15 protein-coding genes, 1 tRNA gene and 1 pseudogene are annotated in these 23214 nt (G+C 62.7%); 8 read left to right on the forward strand and 9 right to left on the reverse strand.

Annotation, left to right across the window (positions count from 1 at the left end):
• Positions 1–43 precede the first annotated feature (43 nt).
• The 3 genes from VCS63_RS26235 to VCS63_RS26245 all read left to right on the forward strand — a co-directional run bounded on the left by VCS63_RS26235 (position 44) and on the right by VCS63_RS26245 (position 4474).
• A complete protein-coding gene (locus VCS63_RS26235) occupies positions 44–1033 on the forward strand; it encodes a tripartite tricarboxylate transporter substrate binding protein (protein ID WP_323881470.1) in 990 nt (329 codons plus the stop codon).
• An 81-nt stretch (positions 1034–1114) separates the two neighbouring features.
• A complete protein-coding gene (locus VCS63_RS26240) occupies positions 1115–2395 on the forward strand; it encodes a hypothetical protein (RefSeq protein ID WP_323881472.1) in 1281 nt (426 codons plus the stop codon).
• Between the two features lie 207 nt (positions 2396–2602).
• Positions 2603–4474, forward strand: coding sequence for a PhoX family phosphatase (locus VCS63_RS26245; RefSeq protein ID WP_323881474.1), 1872 nt, complete (start codon positions 2603–2605; stop codon positions 4472–4474).
• 255 nt (positions 4475–4729) lie between these two features.
• Here VCS63_RS26245 and VCS63_RS26250 read toward each other — a convergent pair whose 3' ends face one another.
• Positions 4730–5089: a DUF1413 domain-containing protein gene (locus VCS63_RS26250; RefSeq protein WP_323881476.1), complete on the reverse strand. Its 360-nt coding sequence runs from the start codon at positions 5087–5089 to the stop codon at positions 4730–4732.
• A gap of 671 nt (positions 5090–5760) precedes the next feature.
• Here VCS63_RS26250 and VCS63_RS26255 point away from each other — a divergent pair.
• The gene (locus tag VCS63_RS26255; RefSeq protein ID WP_323881478.1) at positions 5761–7023 is read left to right on the forward strand and encodes a DUF262 domain-containing protein; all 1263 of its coding nucleotides are present in this window, start codon (positions 5761–5763) and stop codon (positions 7021–7023) included.
• Positions 7024–8216: 1193 nt separating this feature from the next.
• Here the strand turns inward: VCS63_RS26255 and VCS63_RS26260 are convergent.
• From VCS63_RS26260 to VCS63_RS26280, 5 genes and pseudogenes are all read right to left on the reverse strand, one after another.
• A pseudogene (locus VCS63_RS26260) lies at positions 8217–8500 on the reverse strand (capsid portal protein); the annotation flags it as partial.
• Between the two features lie 272 nt (positions 8501–8772).
• Positions 8773–8863: transfer RNA gene (locus VCS63_RS26265), tRNA-Ser, on the reverse strand.
• Between the two features lie 131 nt (positions 8864–8994).
• Positions 8995–10548 carry a SpoVR family protein gene (locus tag VCS63_RS26270; RefSeq protein WP_323881480.1) on the reverse strand — a complete coding sequence of 518 codons (1554 nt, stop codon included), beginning with the start codon at positions 10546–10548 and terminating at the stop codon, positions 8995–8997.
• Positions 10545–11804, reverse strand: a complete 1260-nt coding sequence (locus tag VCS63_RS26275) for a YeaH/YhbH family protein (protein WP_042796348.1) — start codon at positions 11802–11804, stop codon at positions 10545–10547. The genes VCS63_RS26270 and VCS63_RS26275 overlap by 4 nt, the downstream gene beginning before the upstream one ends.
• Before the next feature lie 12 nt (positions 11805–11816).
• The gene (locus VCS63_RS26280; RefSeq protein ID WP_372341566.1) at positions 11817–13733 is read right to left on the reverse strand and encodes a PrkA family serine protein kinase; all 1917 of its coding nucleotides are present in this window, start codon (positions 13731–13733) and stop codon (positions 11817–11819) included.
• 617 nt (positions 13734–14350) lie between these two features.
• Between VCS63_RS26280 and VCS63_RS26285 the strand changes: the two genes are divergently transcribed.
• Positions 14351–15811: a DUF3142 domain-containing protein gene (locus VCS63_RS26285; RefSeq protein WP_323881482.1), complete on the forward strand. Its 1461-nt coding sequence runs from the start codon at positions 14351–14353 to the stop codon at positions 15809–15811.
• Positions 15798–18269 (forward strand): hypothetical protein, encoded by a 2472-nt coding sequence (locus VCS63_RS26290; RefSeq protein ID WP_323881484.1) that lies wholly within the window; start codon positions 15798–15800, stop codon positions 18267–18269. Before VCS63_RS26285 ends, VCS63_RS26290 begins: the two co-directional genes overlap by 14 nt.
• Positions 18270–18287: 18 nt before the next feature.
• On the opposite strand, the gene ribD is transcribed toward VCS63_RS26290, so the two are convergent.
• A complete protein-coding gene (gene ribD / locus VCS63_RS26295) occupies positions 18288–19439 on the reverse strand; it encodes a bifunctional diaminohydroxyphosphoribosylaminopyrimidine deaminase/5-amino-6-(5-phosphoribosylamino)uracil reductase RibD (RefSeq protein WP_063639772.1) in 1152 nt (383 codons plus the stop codon).
• 177 nt (positions 19440–19616) lie between these two features.
• On the opposite strand from ribD, the gene VCS63_RS26300 reads away from it, so the two are divergent.
• Together VCS63_RS26300 and VCS63_RS26305 are read left to right on the forward strand one after the other, a co-directional pair.
• Positions 19617–20180: a cysteine hydrolase family protein gene (locus VCS63_RS26300; RefSeq protein WP_323881487.1), complete on the forward strand. Its 564-nt coding sequence runs from the start codon at positions 19617–19619 to the stop codon at positions 20178–20180.
• A 17-nt stretch (positions 20181–20197) separates the two neighbouring features.
• Complete coding sequence (locus tag VCS63_RS26305; protein ID WP_112966653.1) at positions 20198–21151, forward strand: GlxA family transcriptional regulator; 954 nt, start codon at positions 20198–20200, stop codon at positions 21149–21151.
• 1 nt (position 21152) lies between these two features.
• Here the strand turns inward: VCS63_RS26305 and nrdR are convergent, their stop codons facing one another.
• Both nrdR and glyA read right to left on the reverse strand, forming a co-directional pair.
• A complete protein-coding gene (gene nrdR, locus VCS63_RS26310; protein WP_013391422.1) occupies positions 21153–21632 on the reverse strand; it encodes a transcriptional regulator NrdR in 480 nt (159 codons plus the stop codon).
• 204 nt (positions 21633–21836) lie between these two features.
• Positions 21837–23087, reverse strand: coding sequence for a serine hydroxymethyltransferase (gene glyA, locus VCS63_RS26315; RefSeq protein ID WP_042796342.1), 1251 nt, complete (start codon positions 23085–23087; stop codon positions 21837–21839).
• Positions 23088–23214: the final 127 nt, after the last annotated feature.

Raw genomic sequence — 23214 nt, forward strand, 5'->3', positions numbered from 1 at the left:
AGATGCGCCCTGCGCGCTACCCAAACCTTCCAGGGGAAACCAAATGAACCTTCGCCGCTCCTGGCGTCAACTCTTCCAGACACTGTGCTTGAGCCTGACGGCAGCGTCGCTGCCGCTGGCCGCGCATGCGCAGGCCAACTACCCGGACCGCCCGGTGCGCATCATCGTGCCATTCACGGCGGGCGGCAGTTCCGACATCCAGGGCCGCCTGCTTGCGGAACACCTGGGCAAGCTCTACGGCCAATCCGTGGTCGTGGAAAACCGGCCTGGCGCCGGCGGCCACATCGGCGGCAAGTTCGTGGCCGACTCCGGTCCGGACGGCTACACGCTGCTACTCGGCTCGATCGGGCTGCACGCCACCTACGGGGTCTACAAGAACCTCAATTACCAGCCCGCCAAAGACCTGAAGCTCATCACCATCGTGGCCGAGATGCCGCACGTGGTGGTGGCGAATCCCGGACTCGAAGCCAACACGCTGGCCGAGCTCACCGCCCTGGCCCGCGCCAAGCCGGAAACCCTGCACTTCGGTTCGGCCGGCGTGGGATCGTCGGTGCACATGGTCGGCGAGCTCTACAAGATGGCTGCGCAAGCGCCCATCGTGCACATCCCGTACCGCGGCAGTTCCGCCGCCACCAACGACCTGCTGGGCGGCCAGATCCAGCTTCTCTTCGAGAACGTGCCGACAACCATCGGCTACCTCCAGGCCAAGAAGCTCAAAGCACTGGCCATCACGGGCGCGACCCGCTCGCCCGCCTTGCCGGACGTGCCCACCGCCGCCGAAGCCGGTCTGCCCGGCCTGACCGTGACGTCATGGACCACGCTGGCTGCCGGCAAGGACGTGCCCGACGCGCTGATCGAAAAAATCAGCGCGGACCTGCGCCGCGTGTATGCCGACCCCGCCTTCCGCGAGGGCCTGGAACGCCTGGGCATGACGCCCGTGGGCAACAGCCCCGGCGACGCGCGCGAATTCGTCGAGCGCGAACGCGCCCGTTGGAACAAGGTCATCGAGACCGAACACATTACCGCGGGTTGAACATCCGCCGGGGCGGCGCCCGCGCCGCCCTTCTTGCTTTCGGCCCTTCTTCTTTCCGCTTTACTTGACGCAACGCCATACATGAACCGCATGCTCGCCACGCCTATCGCCTGCCGCCGCCTGGGCGACACGCCGCAACACCACTTCTTCGGCTACTACAACAAGACGGTCTGGCACCGCGACGGCCGCTACCTGCTGGCCAACCGTACCCTCTTCAAGGATGCGCGGCTGACGCCTACGCTGAGCGCCGAGGTGGGCTACTTCGACCTGCATGACGGTGACCGCTACCATGCCGTGGGCAGCACCACCGCCTGGAATTGGCAGATGGGCTGCCAGCTGCAATGGCTGGACGGTGAAGCCGAACCACAGATGATCTACAACTGCCGCAGCAACGATGCCGACGGCGTCTATCCCGGCTTCCGATCCGCGGTATACAACGTCACCACCGGCCAGACGCGCTACCTGCCGCTGCCCATCTACGTGGCCGCGCCGAACAGCCGCTATGCGCTGTGCGTGGATTATCGACGCCTCTACATCACGCACGAGACCATCGGCTATAGCGAGCTTGCGCCCGGCGCGGTGGCGAACACGCCGGCCGACGACGGCATCCGTCGCATGGACCTGGAAAGTGGCGCGCATCGGCTACTGGTCAGCTACGCCGACCTGCGCAACTTCCATCCGCGCGACTCGATGGAGCGCGCCATCCACTGGGTCAGCCATATCGAGATCAACCCCTCGTCCAGCCGCATTCTGTTCCTGCACCGCTGGACCGAACGCGTGGAAGACGAAACCTGTTTCCTCCACCGCTTGATCACCATGAACGCGGACGGCAGCGACATGCGCCTGCTGGAATGCTCCGATCACCCGCTACCGCAGCTGGCTGACAACTTCGACCCCACCGCGGTCGGCACGTTCGACTACGAGAAATCCGAATACCAGATCTCGCATCCGCTCTGGCGCGATGACCATACGATCATCGTGTGGGGACCACATGCCGGCAGCATCCACTATCACCTCTATGAAGATGCGCCCGCAGGCGCAGTCCAGGTCGTGGGCGCGGACGTACTGACGGAAAACGGCCACATGACCTTTTCGCCGGTGAATACGCGCTGGCTGCTGAGCGACACGTATCCGGATGCCGCGACGCATGAGCGCATCCTGTTTCTCTACGACATGGAGACCGGCCAGCAACACGCCTTGGGCAGCTTCTACGCTGATCCCAATCTGTCGAAGGAAAACCGCTGCGACCTGCATCCGCGCTGGAGCCGCGACGGCACGCAGGTCTGCATCGACTCCGTGCATGAAGGCGAACGGCAGATGTACGTGCTGGACGTGACACCCATCGTCGGACCGCGCGGCTGAGCGGACATTCCGGGGCCGCCGCCTCAGCCGCCGGGTGGACAACCACCCGGCAGCAGACCGGTATAGCCTCGGCCAGGCGGCGGACTATACGCACCACAACAAGGACTTCACACTATCGTCACCCCGTTGTAACGACCGACCTTTAACCTCGCTTTCGTTTTGCTTACAGATAACTGAGCGACTCGTTCGCGACACTATGAGGTTGGAATGTCCCACTTGACTGATAAATTGCGCGCCCCTTATCGCGAAGCCCAAGGCGAAGTCACCGTCCCCGGGCAGATGTTCGACGAGATCGTCGCCGCGAACCCTCAGCGCCGCACTTTGCTGAAGAACAGCTTCGGCCTGTCAATGTTGTCCGTGTTCGGCGCATCGACCCTGCTGACCGCCTGTGGCGGCGATGACGATGACGATACCTCCGGCAACGAACCCGGCGAAGGCGGCGGTACCACGCCGCCGCCGCCCGGTCCGGATTACTCCGTCACGTTCACCCCGCTGGCCGACAAGATCGTCGCCGACACCGTCACCGTTCCCGCGGGCTATGTCGCGGAAGTTCTTTACTCCGCCGGCGACAAATGCATGATCGGCTCGGTCGGCTACACCGGCGTGCCGCAGTCCTATCCCGCCACGGAAAACCAGGCCGGAGGCCAGCACGACGGCATGCACTTCTATGCCTTGCCGGGCGTGGATCCCAACCAGGGCGGCCTGCTGGTGCTCAACCATGAAGCGCTGGACGACGAAACCCTGGACCAGAGCGTCGAGGGCGTGAAGACCCGCCTGTCCAACGTCGGCGTGTCCGTTATCGAAATCGCGCGCGGCGCCAACGGCGCCTGGGCCGTGAAAACCGATTCCCGCTACAACAAGCGCTACACCGGCAACACGGTCTACAACGTCAGCGGCCCGGCCAAGTCCGTGGTCGGCGACACCGTCGTCGGCACCCTGAACAACTGCTCCAGCGGCGACACGCCCTGGGGCACCTACCTCACCTGCGAAGAAACGCTGAACAACTACCACTACAAGACCGGCGATGCCGGCAAGCCGGCCGACGAGGGGTACGGCTGGGTGGTGGAAATCGACCCGCAGAACCCCGACTCCACCGCCGTCAAGCGCACCGCGATGGGCCGCTTCAGCCATGAAAACACGGCCTTCATGCTGGACGAAAACAATCGCGTCGCCTTCTACATGGGCGACGACACCACGCCCGGCTGCATCTACAAGTTCGTGCCCATGAAGGCCTATGATCCGGCCAACCGTGCCGCCAACATGGGCCTGCTGGACGAAGGTACGCTGTACGCGGCGCGCTTCAACGACGACGGCAGCGGCAACTGGGTGGAACTGACGGTGGGCAAGAACAACCTGACCACCGGCGCCACCGACCCCGGCAACTTCACGCAGGTTGCCAGCGGCACCGTGATCACCGGCAAGCTCGTCGACTTCAACACGCAGGCCGACGTGCTCGTCAATACCCAGGCCGCAGCCCGCGTTGCCGGCGCCACGCTGATGGACCGCCCCGAATGGATCACCGTGGGCGTGGACAAGACCGTGTATTGCACCCTGACCAACAACGGCAGCCGCAAGCGCACCAGCGCCGCCAACCCGCGCGTCAGCAACTCGCATGGCCACATCATCCGCTGGCACGAACGCGGCGACTCGCCGCTGGCCACGACCTTTGAATGGGACCTGCTCCTGCTGGCCGGCCGCGACCCCGCCGACGGCGCTGCCGCCAACCTGACCGGCAACGTCAACGGCGATACGTTCTCCAGCCCCGACGGCATCCGCGTCGATCCCAAGGGCCGCCTGTGGGTCCAGACCGATGCCGGCACCAGCGCGTCGACCACGGACTTCTTCGGCAACAACTCGATGTACTACATCGACCAGAAGACCGGCGAATCCAAGCGCTTCCTGGTCGGTCCCCTGGGCTGCGAAATCACCGGCATCGCCTACACGCCGGACCTGACCACGTTCTTCATCAACATCCAGCATCCGGACAAGACCTGGAACACCCTGCGCGCAGGCGGCGGCGACGCCCGTTCCGCCACGGTGGTGGTACGCCGCACGGACGGCAAGCCTGTAGGCGCGTAAGCGTTCCGCCCGCAAGACGCCGCCCGGCCGAACGCGCCGGGCGGCGTCTTTTTTGGCGCGCCAATGCAAAAACCCGCAAGGCCGGAGCGCTTGCGGGTTTTTTTGTGCACTGACATGCAGTGCGAATTCTTGGCGGACAGAGGGTCATCCGAACAAAAGGCTGTATACCCCGAATTTACTGGCTTTTCCTTGTTCGGAAAAACTCACGTACCCGAAAATATACCTACCTCCCGCCAATCGCCTGAACCTTTCCAATCAATCAGCGTCGGCCGTGCTGCGGATGCGCTGGTATTGACGGTGATTCGCGCCGTTGTTCCCTTTGTACTTGATGTGGTCAAAGCTGTCGGTGCCGAGCTTTTCTTGCAGCATTCTGCCCGCTTTGATACGCGCAGCTTTGGGAAATTCGTCCCATTCCCCAGCCTTGAACATGGCCCGCATGGTGAAGACATCGCCAATCGCGAGCTTCCGCGAACGCGTCCCCGTCCGTTTTACGATGTCGGCGGCGACAGAATCATCGGTGGACAGGCCAAACTGCTGCAACACATACGAACTGATGCCGGCGCACTTCGCCTTCTTAGCGCGCTCGCTCAATTCTTTGAAAGCTTCTTCGTTCATGGTCAATCGGACGGTTTTCATTGGCGGCATTTCTTGCTCCCCCTGGCTGGCCAACATCTGCGGACATCACTATAGCGAACATCATTATCAATGTCCACCAATAAACATTGGATGAAGTTTGATCGCCCATCACCACGGATGGGGCCGCATCGCGCAGGAGTGCAGATCAAGCGGCACTTGCAGCTCCAGTGTTTGACCAGCGCGGCGTCCAAGTCCACCGTGCGCCCGTGGCCAGCACCCGACGCAAGAACGAGAGAGCACCGGATAGCAAGATCCAATTGCACCGGAAAAGGGGGCTGTCCAAAAATTTCGGGAGGGGCTGGGAAAAACCTAACCTTCCTAACCGGACATTGCGAATTGACCGGGGAGCCTTTATTCATGCGGGTCTCCGGGGTTTCAGAAAGCCTAACCTTTTCCTAACCAAAGCCTAACCCGGTTAGGTTTCTGAACCCTAACCTTATAAAAAATAAATATCTATATAAATCAATGGCTTACAAATAAGTTAGGTTTCAGGTTAGGTCAGGTTAGGTTTTAAACCTAACCATTTTTATTCATATAAATCAATAGCTTAACCATGATTTTCGGGCCCGGTTAGGAAGGTTAGGTTTTTCCCAGCCCCCCCAAACCTGCGAAGAGATTAAGCAAAACCAGCCATTCAAGACATCGCAACCATGCTGCAGCTGGGCCTCGCCACTGACGTGCGAAAGACCATCAACCAAGCCCGCAGCCCCATCGAAAAAGCAGCGCGAAACCGCAGTGTGTTACAACTAGTTAAAACAATCACTTCCTGCTCAGCTATCCGCGTTTTTCGCGCTGCCGGGCAGCTTAGGCGCGTTCTTTCGCTGCGGGCCTTGATATCGGAGCAACATATGTCGTCTTTCTTAGAGCAGTATCGAATTGCAGATTTCCTCGAATGGCACAAAGAGAAGCGCTTGGAGCTAAATCCAAATTTTCAACGTGCTGCTGTCTGGACTCCCGCTGCGCGGACCTTCCTCATAGACACGATTCTGCGAGAGCTACCGATACCAAAGGTCTATCTCCGAACAAAGATGAATGTGGTGTCTAAGAAATCAGTGCGCGAGGTGGTCGACGGTCAGCAGCGCTTACGTGCCATTATCGATTTCGCAAACGATAAACTCACTCTATCGAAAAGGGCGGGAGAGTTTGCGGGCCTTACGTATTCGTCAATGAGCGAACAACTCCAAGAGAAGTTCCTCGGCTATCCGATCGCCGTCGACCAGCTGCTGAATGCCAGTGATGCCGAGGTCCTGGAGGTTTTCGCACGCCTCAACAGCTATAGCGTTGCGCTGAATCACGCTGAAAAGCGCCACGCTCGCTATCAAGGTGACTTCAAATGGACAGTCAGAAAACTGTCGGCCACTTGGTCCCCACTGTGGGAAGCGCATGAGGTGTTTTCGGTGCGAGACCGGCTGCGTATGGAAGATGATTCTTTCACCGCTGAATTACTCGGCATTCTGTTGCTAGGGGTGCAGGACGGGGGGCAGGTGAAGATAGACCACTTGTATCGTGACTTGGATCCCTCGTTCAAAGCAGATGACCCGGTAGTGTCTCGCTTCAATGGAACTATAGAGTTCTTCGACAAACATCTGGCAACCGCTCTTGCCGGAACCAGTTTGCTACGTCCTCCTCATTTGCTGATGTTGCTAGCGGCCTTGGCGCATCAGTTGCACGGGCTGCCCCAAGGCGCGCTAGCCGATGATGAGTTTCCCGCGCGGCAACGCTTGCGCATCAAGGACGTCGGGACTGTCGTTGACAATTTGACGTTGCTCGCCTCGTTCATCGACGACCCCAGCGACTCCCCGGGCCTCAGGGATTTCACCGCAGCGTCCTCTGCAACCACACACCGTATTGCGAGTCGCCGTATCCGATTCAGGTACTACGTATCCGCAATTAGCCCTGATAGCCTAATCTAGCCTGCTGCCATGAAGAGTCGGTTGTCAGCGCCACTACAGAGATTTGTTAAAGAAGCTTTGTGGCTGAACAAGGAATTTCACGATGCAAGTCATCATCCCAACCATTCCTCTGCTATCACACATCAACTTACCCAGGAGATGTGTGTAATTCAGTTGAACGACGCTTGGGCACGATTCTGTCGAGAAATTGTCATCGTTTCAGCAGTCGGGCGCACTACTACACTTTCGGGAAGTTTTATCGCCCCTGCGCCGCAAATCTCTGGGCGGTCTAACGTCATACCTACGCTATTGCGTTCATATGCTCGTCGTCGGCCCTACGAGCCGAATTGGCATCAAGCAAATGAGTGCATTACAGCGATCACTAACTTAAATCTTTCGAATCGTGTGACGGTTCGGGACGCTATTGGAGTGATGGACTCTCCTGCGGAAGAGCTCCGTCGAGTCCGCAATTATTTTGCGCATCGGGGAGCCGGAACAGGCGAGTATTGTTGGAACACAGGCTTGTTTTCTAACCGTGGAAGATACGAGCCGATTTCGCTCAAGTCTTATGTCCCTGGGGGTAGTACAGTTTTTGAATCGTGGGCCAAAAGGCTCTGCGCGATTGCCCGTGCTGCAGTGGATTGATTGCGCGTCACTACTGCGTCGATGTGCGTCGCTGGCCAAGCCCTGACACCAACCCGCAGCGGCGCGCCGACATTGGCGCCAGAGGGTGACGCACAGTTGAGTCTCTTTTCATAGATTTAGCGCGCAGGCGTGGAGGGGGGGATGACTGCGCGCCAAGGGGTGTACATCATCGTTTTACTGTATATTTGTACAGTGTTTTGAGGTGCCCCATGGATTTCATCGACCGACCGCCGCCCGCCCCTATGCCTGCGGCTCGCATACGCACGCTGTACGCGCAAAACCCCACGGACGAGGCTCGCGCTATGGCCTGGGAGATCTGGCGCCTACAGCGCGTTATCGTGGCGCTAGAAGCGGGGTTAGCGCACGCGGCGCGTGCGTCACCGGCAAGACATCCTCGACCGGGTGAACGAACGGCGCGAGTACGTCCAGGCAAAACCCTGTTTGAATGAGCCAATGGCGGTGCGCCCTGGCCAGCGGCCCGGTGGCAACAAGCCCGAGTCGGCGCGCTGACGACGCGCAATAAAATACCCGCCATGCGAGGCGGGCTAAGGGTCAGCAGTGGACCAGCTCTAGGCGTCGTCGCCTTCGATCACGTAGGGCTTGAACCGGACAGCCTCGACGCCCAACCAATCGTTGAGCGCGAGAAACTTGGCGTGCAGGGTTCCAGCTCGTTGCGAGCAAAAACCTTGGCGGCGGCTACCGGCGTTCCGAAGCCACCGCTATTCGTCGGCACCAGCCCAAGGAGCTGCGGCGGCACGCGGTGCGCCGCCAGCACATCATCACGGCCGACGTTCTTGATGTTGAAGAAGTCATCACGCACCGCGACTTCGCTGATGGGAATGATCTCCAGGCCACCGTCGGCCATCTTGTAAGGCTTATCGCGTCCCTTCGCGGAGCGGATTGCGGTGTCGGTCAGCTTGGCTGAGCGTGGCCATATCTCCCCTATGGAAAACGGGTACTTTTTTCGGATTTTGGCCCTTCAAGGCCGAGATACCCGGCAAAGTACCCAAATTGTGGGGTTGCTTCCAGTGGTGCTGCCTGGGCTGCGCTGGGCAAGAAAAAACCCGCACAGCTAAGGCTGGTGCGGGTTTCCGGGCATTGCTTGGCAATGCTTGTATGAATTCCTGGCGGACAGAGGGGGATTCGAACCCCCGATACGCTTTTGACGTATACACGCTTTCCAGGCGTGCGCCTTCAACCACTCGGCCACCTGTCCTAACTGCGATTTTCGCGGCGGACTAACCGCTGCAGAAAATGCGAATCCGCGATTCTAGCAGATTGCGCATGCGGCCAGCAAGCGGACAAAGAAAAGGGGACGCTATTGCGTCCCCGTGCCCTCTCCTGTCGTCAGGCCGATGCGGGCGGGTCCTGTTCGCGGTAGGAACTGATGGTGCCGTCCGGCTCGGTCTCTTCCAGGCGCACCCTGAAGCCCCACAAACGGGCCAGATGCTTCATCACCTGTTCGGCATCGTCGCTCGCCAGCGGACGGCCGCGGCTCTTCAGGTGCCGCAGCACCAGCGAACGGTCGGAATCGCGGTTGAAGCGGATCACCTGGATATCCGGCACCTGGTTGTCGCGGTTGTGCTGCGCGGCCAGCAGGCGGCGGATGTCGCGGTAGCCGTCGTCGTCATGGATGGCGGCGACTTCCAGCTTCGGGTTGGCCTGGTGGTCGGAAATCGCGAAGAAGCGGAATTCCCGGATCAGGCGCGGCGACAGGTACTGCGAAATGAAGGACTCGTCCTTGAAGTTGCGCATGGCGAAGTCCAGCGTCTTCAGCCAGTCGCCGCCCGCAATGTCGGGGAACCAGCGCCGATCCTCGGGCGTGGGCGCCTCGCAAATGCGACGGATGTCGGACATCATCGCAAAGCCCAGGGCATAAGGGTTGATGCCGCCATAGCCGCGCTCGTCAAAGCCGCGCTGGCTGACCACGTTGGTGTGGCTTTGCAGGAACTCCATCATGAAACCGTCGTTGACCAGGCCCTTTTCATGCAGCCGGTTCAGGATGGTGTAGTGCCAGAACGTGGCCCAGCCCTCGTTCATGACCTTGGTCTGGGTCTGCGGATAGAAGTACTGCGCGATCTTGCGGACGATGCGCACCAGCTCCTTCTGCCAGGGCGCGAGCTTCGGCGAGTACTTCTCGATGAAGTACAGCAGGTTCTCCTCGGGCTCCGGCGGGAACACGGCGGCTTCGACGTGCGTATCCTTGTCAGCCTCCAGACGCGGCAAGGTCCTCCACAGGTCGTTGTACTGCAGGCGCGCATGCTCCTGGCGTTCGGCCTGGCGCGCGGCCTCTTCCTTGTAGGAGATGGGTGTCGGGCGCTTGTAGCGGTCCACCCCGTGATGCGAGAGCGCGTGGCAGGAGTCGAGCAAGGCTTCCACCGCGTCGATGCCGTAGCGGTCTTCGCAGGACATCACGTACTTGCGCGCAAAGACCAGGTAGTCCAGCACGCCGTCCGCGTCGGTCCATTGACGGAACAGGTAATTCCCCTTGAAGAAAGAGTTGTGTCCATAACAGGCGTGGGCAATGACCAGCGCCTGCATCGTCATGGAGTTCTCTTCCATGAGATAGGAAATGCAGGGGTTGGAGTTGATGACGATTTCGTACGCCAAGCCCTGCATGCCGCGGCGGTAGTACTGCTCGTTGCGGATGAACTCCTTGCCGTACGACCAGTGCGGATAGCCGATGGGCAATCCGGCAGACGCGTAGGCATCCAGCATCTGTTCCGAGGTGATCACCTCGATCTGGTTCGGGTAGGTATCCAGCCCGTACTCGGCGGCGATCTTGGAGATCGCCTCGTCATAGGACTGGATCAACTCGAAGGTCCATTCGGAACCCTGGGAGATCGGCCGGGCGCTGCCGGCGGCCTCCGGTTCCACGAGAGCTCCCACGATGGCATTCATGCGGTTTCCTTTTTGAACAGGTCATGGAACACGGGGAAGATCTCGCCGCGTTCGCAGATGCGCCGCATGACGAAATGCGGCTCCAGTTTCTGTTCATATTCCGCCCACAGGCTGCTCTTGCGCGCCTCCTGCGAGTCGGGTACTTCGATGTACGCAAAGTAGCGCGTGGCCGGCAGCAGATATTCGGCCAGGAAGCGGGCGCTCTTGCCCGCGTCGGCGCCGAACGAGTCGCCGTCGCTGGCCTGCGCCGCGTACACGTTCCACGCGGTCGGCGGATAGCGCTTCTCCAGGATCTCGCGCATCAACTCCAGCGCCGACAGCACGATGGTGCCGCCGCTCTTGGGATCGTAGAAGAAGGTATGTTCGTCGACCTCTTCGGCGTTGTCCGTGTGGCGGATGAAGACCAGGTCCACATGCTCGTACTTGCGAGACAAAAATAGGTAGAGCAAGGAGAAGAAGCGTTTGGCCAGGTCCTTCTTGTTCTCGTCCATGGAGCCAGACACGTCCATCAGGCAGAACATGACGGCGCGCGCCATGGGGATGGCCACCGACACCCGGTTGCGGTAGCGCAGGTCCAGGTCATCCAGGAAAGGCACGCGGGCCAGGCGCTCGCGGCAATCCTCGACGTCCTGCTCCAGCGCCTTGATCTCATCGGCGGAGGCGCCCGCCGCCAAGGCCTTGGCCAGCCGTTCCTCGGCATCTTCCAGATCGGCGCGCGCCTTCACGCCCAGCGATACGCGGCGCGCCAGCGAGGACTTGAGCGTGCGGCTGATGCTCAGCATGCTGGGCGAGCCCGTGGTCGTATAGCCGGCGCGCTGCCATTTCTTCTGGCTGACCTCGCCCAGTTGCGTGCGCGCCATGTGCGGCAGCTCCAGATCCTCGAAAAACAGGTTCAGGAATTCGGCCCGGGACAGACTGAAGGTGAACTGATCCACCGACTCGCCTTCGCCGGGCTCGGACCCGCCTTCCCCCTGCCCGCCCTGCGGCCGGTCGAAGGTGTCGCCCTTGGCAAACTCGCGATTGCCAGGATGCACGATCTCGCGGTCGCCTCCCGCGCCGTGATGGAAGGTCGGCTCGGAAATATCGCGGGCAGGCAGGTTGATCTCGCCGCCCTGGTCCATGTCCTGAATGGAGCGGTCGCGGATCATCCCGTGTACCGCCTTGCGGATCTGATCCTTGTAACGCCGGAGAAAACGCTCCCGGTTGACGGCGCTTTTATTGCGACCGTTGAGACGGCGATCGATAAGTGAATTCATGATTCACCTCGCTCAGGAAGACTTCCTCACGCGGAGATACCACTCGCACAGCAGCCTTACCTGCTTTTCCGTGTAGCCCTTTTCAACCATCCGATCCACGAAGCTCTGATGCTTGGACTTGTCTTCCGCCGATGCCTTGGCGTTGAACGAGATCACCGGCAGCAGATCTTCCGTGTTCGAGAACATCTTCTTCTCGATCACTTCGCGCAGCTTTTCATAGCTGGTCCAGGTCGGATTGCGGCCATTGTTATTGGCCCGCGCCCGCAGCACGAAGTTGACGATCTCGTTGCGGAAATCCTTCGGATTGGCGATGCCGGCCGGCTTCTCGATCTTTTCCAGTTCATCGTTAAGCGCGCTGCGGTCGAAGCTTTCGCCGGTTTCCGGGTCGCGGAATTCCTCGTCCTGGATCCAGCAATCGGCAAACGTCACGTAGCGGTCGAAGATGTTCTGGCCATACTCGGAGTAGGACTCCAGGTACGCGGTCTGGATCTCCTTGCCAATGAACTCCGCGTAACGCGGCGCGAGGTAGCCCTTGATGAATTCAAGGTAGCGCCGGCGGATTTCCTCGGGATAGTCCTCGCGGCCGATCCGCTGCTCGAGCACGTACATCAGGTGCACCGGATTGGCGGCCACTTCGGTCTGATCGTAGTTGAAGACGCTGGACAGGATCTTGTACGCGAAGCGCGTGGACACCCCCGTCATGCCTTCGTCCGTGCCGGCGTAGTCCTTGTACTCCTGCAGCGCCTTGGCCTTGGGATCCACGTCTTTCAGGCTCTCCCCGTCATAAACCCGCAGCTTCGAATAGATGCTGGAATTTTCGGGTTCCTTCAGGCGCGTCAAGACCGAGAACTGCGCCATCATGTCCAGCGTTCCCGGCGCGCATGGCGCCGACGACAGCGAACTGTGGTGCAGCAGCTTTTCGTAGATGCGGACTTCTTCCGACACCTGCAAGCAATAAGGCACCTTGACGATGTAGATACGGTCGAGGAATGCCTCGTTGTGCTTGTTGTTGCGGAAGGTCTGCCACTCCGATTCGTTCGAGTGGGCCAGGATGGCGCCGTTGAACGGGATCGCGGAAAAGCCTTCGGTGCCCTTGAAGTTGCCTTCCTGGGTCGCCGTCAGCAAGGGGTGCAGCATCTTGATCGGGGCCTTGAACATCTCCACGAATTCCAGCAGCCCCTGATTGGCCAGGCACAGGCCGCCGGAGTAGCTGTAGGCGTCCGGGTCGTCCTGCGAATGGCGGTCGAGCTTGCGGATGTCGACCTTGCCCACCAGCGAGGAAATGTCCTGGTTGTTCTCGTCGCCCGGCTCGGTCTTGGCGATGGCGATCTGGCGCAGCACCGACGGGTTCAGGCGCACGACACGGAACTTCGAAATGTCGCCGTCGAATTCCTTCAGGCGCTTCACGGCCCAGGGCGACATGATGCCGCTCAGGTAACGCCGCGGGATGCCGTATTCCTTTTCAAGCGTGTCGCCAAAGCGTTCCGGATGGAACAGTCCGAGCGGCGATTCGTTCACCGGCGAACCCTTCAGCGCGTAGATGGGATAGGTCTCCATCAGCGCCTTGAGCCGCTCCGCAATGGACGACTTGCCGCCGCCCACGGGGCCGAGGAGATACAGAATCTGCTTGCGCTCTTCCAGTCCCTGCGCAGCGTGCTTGAAGAACGCGACGATCTGTCCGATCACGTCCTCCATGCCATAGAACTCCTGGAACGCTGGATAGCGTCGGATGGTCCGGTTGGAAAACAAACGGGAAAGACGTGGGTCGTTGCGCGTGTCCACGACTTCGGGTTCGCCTATCGCCGCCAGCATGCGCTCTGCGGGGCTGGCGTACGCCATGGGATCGCTTTTGGCGAGGTTGAGGTACTCCTCGAGAGAGAGTTCCGATTCCTGCTCTTTTGCATACTGCGACTTGAAGCCTTCGACGATGTTTTGCACGGAAACCTCCTACAACACGCGAAAAATCCAATACGTCCCTACGTGCCCCCATTGTGCCTCAGCGCTCGCGCTTTACTAGACAATCTCGCGATAAGCACTGTCGGCTGGATGGTATGTTGCTTTCGCCACACATCAACCAAAGGCATGATCAGGCCCTTTCCAATTAGGCTGCACTCTTCGGATACAAGTTCCGTCAGGGAATGCAACTTAAGTGAATAAGTTCACTCGTCCGACTTCAGCATATCGCCGTATGCGCGCATGCATGGTGCGTCCGCACATGAAATGCTCAGCAATGATTTGAAGGGAAGAGCGATGTCCCGGGGGATTCTTATGATGCGGGTACAAACCCGATGCGCCCGCTATGCGATGGCAGCGGACGGTCTGAACGGCGCTTGGCGTCTTCGTTCAGCAGCGTGCCGGCTCGGTCGTGAAAAAGCGCCGATGACGCGGCACGGGAATCCGTGGTGACGAGGGCGCGTGGCATTGCAAGGTGTAGTCCAACAGTGCGTAGCGCCAAGTCATGTGCCTATGCTAAAGCCAATTGACGTTTTTGTGGCAATTCATTTAGCGCAACATAAAAAATAGTCGCGCCGCGTGCTTTCAAATGCATGCAACAGACACGCGTGGCAACGTCAAAAACATGCGCAAACTTGGTGGCATATCGAACGCCCTCGCGCGCCGTGCGTGCTGGCAAGCCGCGGATTGCTTCGCCGTGCGCGATTAGCAGCCGCGCGCGTAGAGTGCTAGTACCCCTTCTGGCAGCGATAGAATCACGCATCCGACATACGCCGCGCGCGTTTCGCGTTTTTCTTTCCCGTCCGTCGTCAACGCCACGTCATGCCTCTCCGATCCTGGCCAGCCGCATGAACATCTTTGCCAAACGCTGTTCCGCGGCGCTTTGCAGCGCCCTGCTGCTGCTCTTGGCTGCTTGCGGACGGCCGGAAGCCGATCTCCCCGATGATGCCTATGTCTGGCAACGAAGCTGGACGCCACCGGTCAGCCAGGCGCTGGAAAAAAACGCCGACGTGGTGCGGGCATGGCGCGTGCTGATGGCGGAGATGAATCCGGATGGCAGATGGTTCGCCACAGCGCCCGACCTGGCGGCGCTGGCGGCCGCCAAACGCCCTGTCATCATGGTTCTGCGTCTGGACGGCCGCGCGGATGCGCTGCCGGCTGCGGACGTGCTTGCGCGGATCGGGACGGCGCGCAGCGCCTGGAAAGACGCGGGCGTAATGTTGAAGGGCGTCGAAATCGATTACGACTGCCCTACCTCGAAACTGCCCGCGTATGCCGCATTCCTGCAGGCCCTGAAACAGGGCCTCGGGCCAGAACTTCCGTTGTCCATAACCGCGTTGCCGACATGGCTGAACGGCTCCGGTCTCGACGCGCTGCTCAAGATTCCCGATGAAGCCGTATTGCAAGTCCATGCCGTCCTGAGCCCCGAACAAGGCTTGTTCAACGCCAAGCGCGCAAGCGCATGGCTGGCCGCGTTTGCGGGTCGCACACAACGCCCGTGGCGCGTGGCGTTGCCAACCTACGGCAGCCGCGTCAGCTGGAATGATGACGGCAGCATCGCGGCGGTCGAAAGCGAACGCTCTGCGCTGCTTGCGGGCGGTCGCGCCAGCGAATTGGTGGCCACCCCGGCATCCATGGCGGCATTCGTGGATGAAATTCACCGCTCGCGCCCTCGCGGGCTGGCAGGCATCGTGTGGTTCCGCCTGCCGACGGCGCGCGACGAGCGCGCCTGGAGCCCGGCCACCTGGCGCGCGGTGCTTACGCGCCAGCCCTTGCAACCGGCGCTGTCCGTTACGGCGCGCGCGGCAGAGGCCGGGGCCCAGGACCTGATACTGTTCAACAGCGGCAATGCGGACGCGGCACTCCCCTTGGCGATCCGCTGGGCCGGCACCTGCCGCGCGGCCGACGGCATCAACGGCTACACCCTCGAACAGGACTCCGGCGGTGCGTACCTGCGCCGCTCCCAAGACGGCCTGCTGCGCGCCGGCGGCCAACGCAACATAGGCTGGATACGCTGTGAAAATGGGCCCTCGAGCTTCGATGTACAACCGTAAATCGCTTGTGGCGCTGCTCCTCTTGACGGGTGCGGGCATCGTCATTGCCTGCGGGCCGGAGTTTCCCGCGCAACTGCTCGATGACCGCGCAGCCACGCTCCACGCCACCCCCGTCAACACCTTCGCCTACGAGGCCGCCCGCCTCGTGGCCGGCGGCGATGCGCTGCAAGCCCGCGAAGCCTACGAATTGCCGGACGGCAGCTATCGGCAAAACGCCCTTCCGGAAGACCGCGACCCCGCGCTCACTCCTGCACAACGCGCTACCGCAAGGACGATGCGGGCGCAGCCCGATGGCGACCGGGCGTATGCAGTGGGCATCGATTTGCCCGAAGCCGTCCGGCTTTACATCGCCGCGGCAGTCGACACGCACGCCGCGCGCGGGGCCGATGCCGGACACTTGCTGGAGTCCGCACGGGCGCGTTACCGGGCCATACTCCAACTCCCGCCGCGGGAAGCCGCGGCGCGCAGCGTCTGGGCCGCTTACATGCTGGCTGAAATTGGGGACGAGGCAGAGATGACAGCCGCGGACGCCGCGACGCAGCGCCTTGCGGCAGCCCAAGCCTACGTCCGCGCGCGACAGCTGGCGCTGGACGGCGCAGCGGACCCCTTGGGCCTGGCCGTGGCCAGCTACGGCCAGGAAGCGCGCCTGCTCCTGGCCGGACCGCAAGGGCAATGCACCTATATAGAGTTGGTCAACGCCGATCCGTGCATGGACACCATCCCCGCCGCCTCGCTGGTGCATGCGGTGCGCCTGTATGCCGAGCAGGCTGCGCGCGGGTCCTCCAGCGGCAATGCATCGCTGCGCATGCTGGCGCAATGGGCCCTGGAAGATCCAGCGCGCACTCGCCGGCTGATCGGCGATCCCATTGCGCAACGCCTGCTGGTCGCCTATGCGTTGGCCAGGGTCGGCGACATCGTCGACGGCAGGCCGGACAGCGCGACGGATCCCTACGCCGCCTACGACGCGACTGGGCAGGTCGGCTTGGCGGACGCCGCTCAGGGGCATGACGTTACGCCGAATCCGGCGCTGCAATCGCTGGTCGCTGCGTTGGAAACCCAGGACCTGAAGCAAGTGCCGGACGCCGACCGGGTGGCCGCGCTGGCTTACCGCATCGGACGCTATGACCTGGCGCAAACACTGGCGGCCCGGCTGGACACGGCCCTGGCCTATTGGGTGCGCGCCAAACTGGCGCTGCGGCAAGGCGATACGCAAGCGGCAGCCCAGGCCTATGCCCAGGCCGCCGGCGCCTTCCCGCGCGCAGACGGCAGCCTGGAAGCTTCAGGCGCCGCGCGCCTGCTGGGCGAGCAAGGCGTGCTGACGCTATCGCGTGGCCAATATGTCGAGGCGCTGGACCAACTGCTGCACGCCACCGTGTCGGACGGCACCGCAGAGGGCTTCTGGCAATCCACTCCCTATTGGAACGACGCGGCCTACGTGGCCGAACGTGTGCTGACCACTCCCGAGCTCAAAGCCTACGTGGACCGGCACGCACCCGCCACGCCCGCGGCGACCGGGCCCGCGCCGACGCCTAAGGATTTCTACGAGTGGGGCTACCGGCATCCCGTTACCGCGTCGGACCGGCTGCGCCTGTTGCTGGCGCGCCGCCTGGTGCGAGAAGGTGCGGCCGAACAGGCGCTGCCCTACTTCCCGGCCGATTCCGACGCTCGCTACGCCACGCTGGAAAATGTCGACGGCAAATGGGAAGTGCGGCAGCCGCGAACCCGCCAGCTCGCCGCGGACTACGCAGCTGCCTTGCGCAAGGCCGGCAACGCCTGGGGCCGCACAACGCGTGCCCAGGCTTGGTTCGAGGCATCCCGCCTGGCACGGCGTGACGGGATGGAAATCATGGGCTACGAGCAGGAACCGGATTTCGCGGTGTATGGCGGCAGCACGAGTTTTGGCGCGGGGCGCAGCGCGGTCCCTGGCTGGAAGGCGGATGAGGATAATGTCGAGACGCCCGATACGCCCGCCCTGCGCGCCGCGGCCGCGCTGCCCGGACCGTTCGTCACCGAAGAGGAACGGCGCCGCTACGCCGCCAGCGAAGCGCAGCCCTATGCCCGCTTCCATTACCGCCAGATCGCAGCCAACCATGCGCTGCGCGCCGCCGATGAACTGCCCCGCCGCTCGCAAGCTTTCGCCGCCGTGCTGTGCCAGGGCGCCCGCTACATCATCGACGACTCTCCCGAAAGGGCCACCGCTATCTACCGGCGCTATATAGAACAAGGCGCGCAAGTGCCGTTCAGCGAGACCTTCGGCCGCGAATGCGCTGCGCCGGACTTCACGGCGGCCGCCTGGTTCCACTATGCGCAGGCCGAAAAATCCTGGGACCGCCTGCGGCACAACCATCCCGGTCTGCTGCTGGCGGCCGCGTTGCTGGCGCTGGTCGGCGGCGGGGCCGCGATCCTGGCCTGGCGCTACACCGCGACGCGTCCGCGGCGCGACGCGCGCCGGAGCTAGCCTGCCGCCCGGCCGCGGCTAGGAGAGTTCCGGCAACGCCACTCGCTGTGTCAGCTGGCGCCAAGTGTCGGCCACCCTGGCGCGCAAGCGCAGATCCGCGCCCACGGGCGCAGTGTCGATGAATTCGTAGCGGCGGGCGCCGTCCAGGTGCTCCAGCATGGGCAGGCGGACCATGCCCGCCGCATCGCCCAGCAGCACCGGCGCCAGGTACAACAGGAGCTCGTCCACGCAACCCGCGGCAACCAGCGCGCCGCTCAGGCCGGCGCCCGCTTCCACGTGGACCTCGTTGAACTGCTCCTGGGCCAGCCAGCGCATCATCGCCGGCAGATCGACCCGGCCGGGCGCATCGCCCGGCAACTGCACCACGCGGGCGTTTTTGGCCTGCAGGCGTGCCGTCTTGGCGGCGTCCTCGCGGGCGGTAAAAAGAATGACCTCGGCGCCATCGAACAGCCGCGCGTCCTCGGGAATCTCGAAACGGCCGTCCACCACCGCCTTGCGGGGCTGGCGCGGCGTATCCACGCCCCTGACATTGAGCTGCGGATCATCTTTCAGCACGGTACCCATGCCGGTGAGCACCACGCAGGCGCGCGCGCGCCAGCGATGCCCATCGGCGCGGGCCTCGGGCCCGGTGATCCATTGCGATATGCCGTTATGCAGCGCGCTGCGTCCGTCCAGCGAAGCCGCCATTTTCATCCAGACCCACGGCAGGCCGCGGCTCATGCGCGAAATAAAGCCTGCATTGATGGCCAGCGCCTCTTCGCGGCAGACTCCTGTGCTTACCGCGATGCCGGCATCGCGCAGCCGCGCCAGGCCTTGGCCGTTGACCAGCGGATTCGGGTCGCCGATGGCCACCACCACTCGCGCCGGCCGGGCCGCGAGCACGGCGTCCACGCAGGGCGGCGTGCGGCCGAAATGGCTGCAGGGCTCCAACGTGACGTAGAGCGTCGCGCCCGCCACCGATTCGCCGCGCGCCTGGGCGTCGCGCAAGGCGCAGACTTCCGCGTGCGGGCCGCCTGGCGGTTGCGTCGCGCCTTCGCCCAGCACGCGGCCGTCGCGCACGATCACGCAACCCACCCGGGGATTGGGCGCGGTGGTGTACATGACGGTCTGCGCCAGCGCCAGGGCTCGCCGCATCCAGAAAATGTCGTCGTTGTCGCTGGAAATCATCATGTCCAGGATTGTATGTCGCCGCAGCCCGGGCAGAATGCGCGGCGCCAGGCGTCAGCCGCCCGGATCAAACATGTCCGTTTTAGGCCGACAGTAGTCTTTCGCCGCGCTCGCCCCACCACCGGATTGCAGTAAAAATGGCACCACACCCCTACAATTCGCACTCCAGGAGCGCGGCCCATGAAACAAGCACTGATCGTCATCGACGTACAAGACTCTTTCCGGCAACGTCCGTTTTGGGATGAAGCCGAGTATCCGGCCTTCGTGGAACGGATCCAATCCCTGATCGACGCCGCCCAGGCCCAGGACATCCTGGTACTGCAGGTGTTCCACACCAGCGTGTCGAACGACCCGGCCAATCCCTTCTCCCTGGCCTCCGGGCACGTCAAGACGCTCAAGGAACTGCGCATCGCCCCCACCGCCGTGTTCCACAAGACCGTGCATTCCTCGCTTTACGCCAAGGACGCCGAGGGTGCCAGCCTGCAGGACTGGCTGGTTAAGCACGGTATCGAAGGCATCATCGTCAGCGGTATCCGCACGGAACAATGCTGCGAAACCACGACCCGCCACGCCAGCGACGCCGGCTTCAAGGTGGTGTTTCCGACTGACGCCACCCTCACCTTCGCCATGCAAAGCCCGTCCGGCCAGCACTACACCCCGGCCGAAATTCGCGACCGTACGGAGCTGGTGCTGCAAGGCCGCTTCGCCCGCATCGCGCGCGCCGCCGACGCGCTGGCGGCTTGAGCGATTCCGCAGGCCACATGGTTCCGGTCTACTTCGTGCTCACGCGCGGCATCGTCCTGCTGGATGTAGCGGGCCCGGCCGAGGCCTTCCGCGTGGCCAACAAGCTCAGTCCCGGCACTTTCGAGCAGCATTTCTGCGGCCCGGCGCATGAGGTCGAGAGCGGCCTGCCTGGCCTGCATCTGGCGCATATCCAGCCCCTGCCGGCCACGTTGCCATCCGAGGCCCTGGTTATCATTTCTGGCGTGGTGGGCAAGCCCACGCGCCTGGAAGATCCGGACTCGCGCGCCATCATCGACTGGCTGGCCGTCCGCCATCCCGCGGACGGGTTCACGCTCATGACGGTTTGCGCCGGCGCGCTGTTCGCCGCCGCCGCCGGGCTGACGCGGCACCGGGAATGCACCACCCACCACACCTGTCTCGCGCAGTTGGCCAGCATCGACCCCAGTGCGCGTCTGCACGACAACCGAATCTTCGTCGAGGATGGCAAGTTGGTCAGCAGCGCGGGCATCACGGCCGGCATCGACCTGGCGCTGCACATGGTGTCGCGCCATTGCGGACCGCGCGTGGCCAGCGAAACGGCGCGCGACATGGTGGTGTACCAGCGCCGCGCCGGCACCGATTCCACGCTATCGCCGTGGCTGGATCACCGCAGCCACATGCATCCGGGCGTGCACAGGGTGCAGGACGCGGTCATCCGCGACCCTGCGGCCCCCTGGTCCGCGCAATCGCTGGCGGACCAGGCGCATACCAGCGCGCGCCACCTGACCCGGCTGTTCCACGAACACGCCGGGTGCACGCCGATGGACTACCTCTATCAGATACGTGTGGCGCTGGCACGCGACCTGCTGCGCGATACGCGGCTGGACCTGGAACGCGTGGCTGAAAAATCGGGCTTCGGTTCGGCGCAGCACATGCGCCGGGTGTGGCGCAAGTTCCAGCCGCTGACACCCAGCCTCGTGCGCTCTGCCTAGCCTAATCCTTGCGCAGCTTGCCCGGCAGCAGCGGGCCCTGCATCTCGCGGATGGCCTCGACGAACTCGCCGATGTCTTCGAAGCTCTTGTAAACCGAGGCAAAGCGGACGTACGCCACCTTGTCGAGCTTGCGCAGTTCGTTCATGACGAGCTCGCCGATATGTTCGCTGGGCACTTCACGCAACCCGCTGGCCAGCAACTGCTCTTCGATGCGAGCGACCGCCGCGTCCACGTCTTCCGTGCTGACGGGCCGCTTGCGCAGCGCCAGGCTCAGGCTGGCGCGCAGCTTGCCCGGGTCGTAATCGCTGCGGCTGCCGTTGCGCTTCACGATGGAAGGCATGGCAAGCTCCACCCGCTCGTACGTGGTGAAGCGCTTGTCACAGGACAGGCAGCGGCGGCGACGCCGTATCGCGTCCCCCTCTTCGGAGACCCGGCTGTCTACGACCTGCGTTTCGGCATTGCCGCAAAATGGACACCGCATGTGTGATCCCTAAAGGCACTGAAGGGCAATAGTTAAGCATATTGTAACGAGGCAACCCGCCGCCAGCGCCGATATGGGCTAATCCGTCCCGTATTTTTCACAGTCCGCTGTACTTGCCGGCCTGAAAGCAAAGGGACGGCCGCCTTTCGGGGCCGTCCCTTGTGGACCGCGGCGGCAGGGCCGCAGCCCGCCGCAGGGATGCTATTACTTCTTGCCGTAGACCGGCAGGCGCGAGGTCAGTTCGTTGACCTTGGCGCGCACAGCGGCGATGTTGGCTTCGTCACGCGGGTTGTCCAGCACGTCGGCGATCAGGTTGGCGGTAAGTTCGGCTTCCGCTTCGGTGAAACCGCGCGTGGTCATGGCCGGGGTGCCCAGACGGATGCCGCTGGTCACGAAGGGCTTTTCCGGATCGTTCGGGATGGCGTTCTTGTTCACCGTAATGTGGGCCTGGCCCAGCACGGCTTCCGCTTCCTTGCCCGTGATGCCCTTGGAACGCAGGTCCACCAGCATGACGTGGCTTTCGGTGCGGCCCGAAACGATGCGCAGGCCACGCTTGACCAGCGTGTCGGCCAGCACCTTGGCGTTCTTGACCACTTGCTGCGCGTAGTCCTTGAAAGCGGGTTCCAGCGCTTCCTTGAAGGCCACGGCCTTGCCGGCGATGACGTGCATCAGCGGACCGCCCTGAATGCCGGGGAAGATGGCCGAGTTGATGATCTTCTCGTGTTCGGCCTTCATCATGATGACGCCGCCGCGCGGGCCGCGCAGCGACTTGTGCGTCGTCGAGGTGACGAAGTCGGCGTGCGGGACCGGGTTGGGGTAGGCGCCACCGGCGACCAGGCCGGCGTAGTGGGCGATGTCGACCATGAACAGCGCGCCGTTTTCACGGGCGATGCGGGCCATGCGTTCGAAATCGATGTGCAACGCATAGGCGGAAGCGCCGGCGACGATCAGCTTGGGCTTGTGTTCGCGGGCGAGCTTTTCGACCTGGTCGTAGTTCAGGACTTCGTTTTCGTCCAGGCCGTAGGAGATGAAGTTGTACAGCTTGCCCGAGGCATTGACCGACGCGCCGTGCGTCAGGTGGCCGCCTTCAGCCAGGCTCATGCCCAGCACCGTGTCGCCCGGCTTCAGGACGGCCATGTACACGCCCTGGTTGGCCTGCGAACCCGAGTTGGGCTGCACGTTGGCGGCTTCGGCGCCGAAGATCTGCTTCAGGCGGTCGATGGCCAGTTGCTCGACCACGTCCACGTACTCGCAACCACCGTAGTAACGCTTGCCCGGGTAGCCTTCGGCGTACTTGTTGGTGAGCTGCGTGCCCTGGGCTTCCATGACGGCCGGGCTGGCGTAGTTCTCCGAGGCGATCAGCTCGATGTGCTGTTCCTGGCGGACGTCTTCCTTCTGGATGGCGGCCCAAACGTCCGGGTCAGCCTTGGACAAGGTGAGGTTGCGGTCAAACATGACGGGGGATTCCTGAGGCGGTAAGAGAGGAGAAAACTGCGCCCGGGTGGGTAAACCCGGAGAATGAGGAATAGTTTACCGCGTCGGACAGGATCAAATGCGCCCAAAATGCCCGGAACCCGGGCAA

This window comes from Achromobacter sp. D10, from assembly GCF_035282245.1.
Lineage (GTDB): Bacteria > Pseudomonadota > Gammaproteobacteria > Burkholderiales > Burkholderiaceae_B > Achromobacter > Achromobacter insolitus.

What these genes read in the sequence shown, in the direction of transcription:
- VCS63_RS26240 (WP_323881472.1), top strand. Translation starts at nt 1,115, where the DNA reads ATGAACCGCATGCTCGCCACGCCTATCGCCTGCCGCCGCCTGGGCGAC.
- VCS63_RS26290 (WP_323881484.1), top strand. Translation starts at nt 15,798, where the DNA reads ATGTACAACCGTAAATCGCTTGTGGCGCTGCTCCTCTTGACGGGTGCG.
- VCS63_RS26245 (WP_323881474.1), top strand. Translation starts at nt 2,603, where the DNA reads ATGTCCCACTTGACTGATAAATTGCGCGCCCCTTATCGCGAAGCCCAA.
- ribD (WP_063639772.1), bottom strand. Translation starts at nt 19,439, where the DNA reads ATGATGATTTCCAGCGACAACGACGACATTTTCTGGATGCGGCGAGCC.
- VCS63_RS26305 (WP_112966653.1), top strand. Translation starts at nt 20,198, where the DNA reads ATGGTTCCGGTCTACTTCGTGCTCACGCGCGGCATCGTCCTGCTGGAT.
- nrdR (WP_013391422.1), bottom strand. Translation starts at nt 21,632, where the DNA reads ATGCGGTGTCCATTTTGCGGCAATGCCGAAACGCAGGTCGTAGACAGC.
- VCS63_RS26235 (WP_323881470.1), top strand. Translation starts at nt 44, where the DNA reads ATGAACCTTCGCCGCTCCTGGCGTCAACTCTTCCAGACACTGTGCTTG.
- VCS63_RS26300 (WP_323881487.1), top strand. Translation starts at nt 19,617, where the DNA reads ATGAAACAAGCACTGATCGTCATCGACGTACAAGACTCTTTCCGGCAA.
- VCS63_RS26250 (WP_323881476.1), bottom strand. Translation starts at nt 5,089, where the DNA reads ATGAACGAAGAAGCTTTCAAAGAATTGAGCGAGCGCGCTAAGAAGGCG.
- VCS63_RS26270 (WP_323881480.1), bottom strand. Translation starts at nt 10,548, where the DNA reads ATGAATGCCATCGTGGGAGCTCTCGTGGAACCGGAGGCCGCCGGCAGC.
- glyA (WP_042796342.1), bottom strand. Translation starts at nt 23,087, where the DNA reads ATGTTTGACCGCAACCTCACCTTGTCCAAGGCTGACCCGGACGTTTGG.
- VCS63_RS26255 (WP_323881478.1), top strand. Translation starts at nt 5,761, where the DNA reads ATGCTGCAGCTGGGCCTCGCCACTGACGTGCGAAAGACCATCAACCAA.
- VCS63_RS26275 (WP_042796348.1), bottom strand. Translation starts at nt 11,804, where the DNA reads ATGAATTCACTTATCGATCGCCGTCTCAACGGTCGCAATAAAAGCGCC.
- VCS63_RS26285 (WP_323881482.1), top strand. Translation starts at nt 14,351, where the DNA reads ATGCAACAGACACGCGTGGCAACGTCAAAAACATGCGCAAACTTGGTG.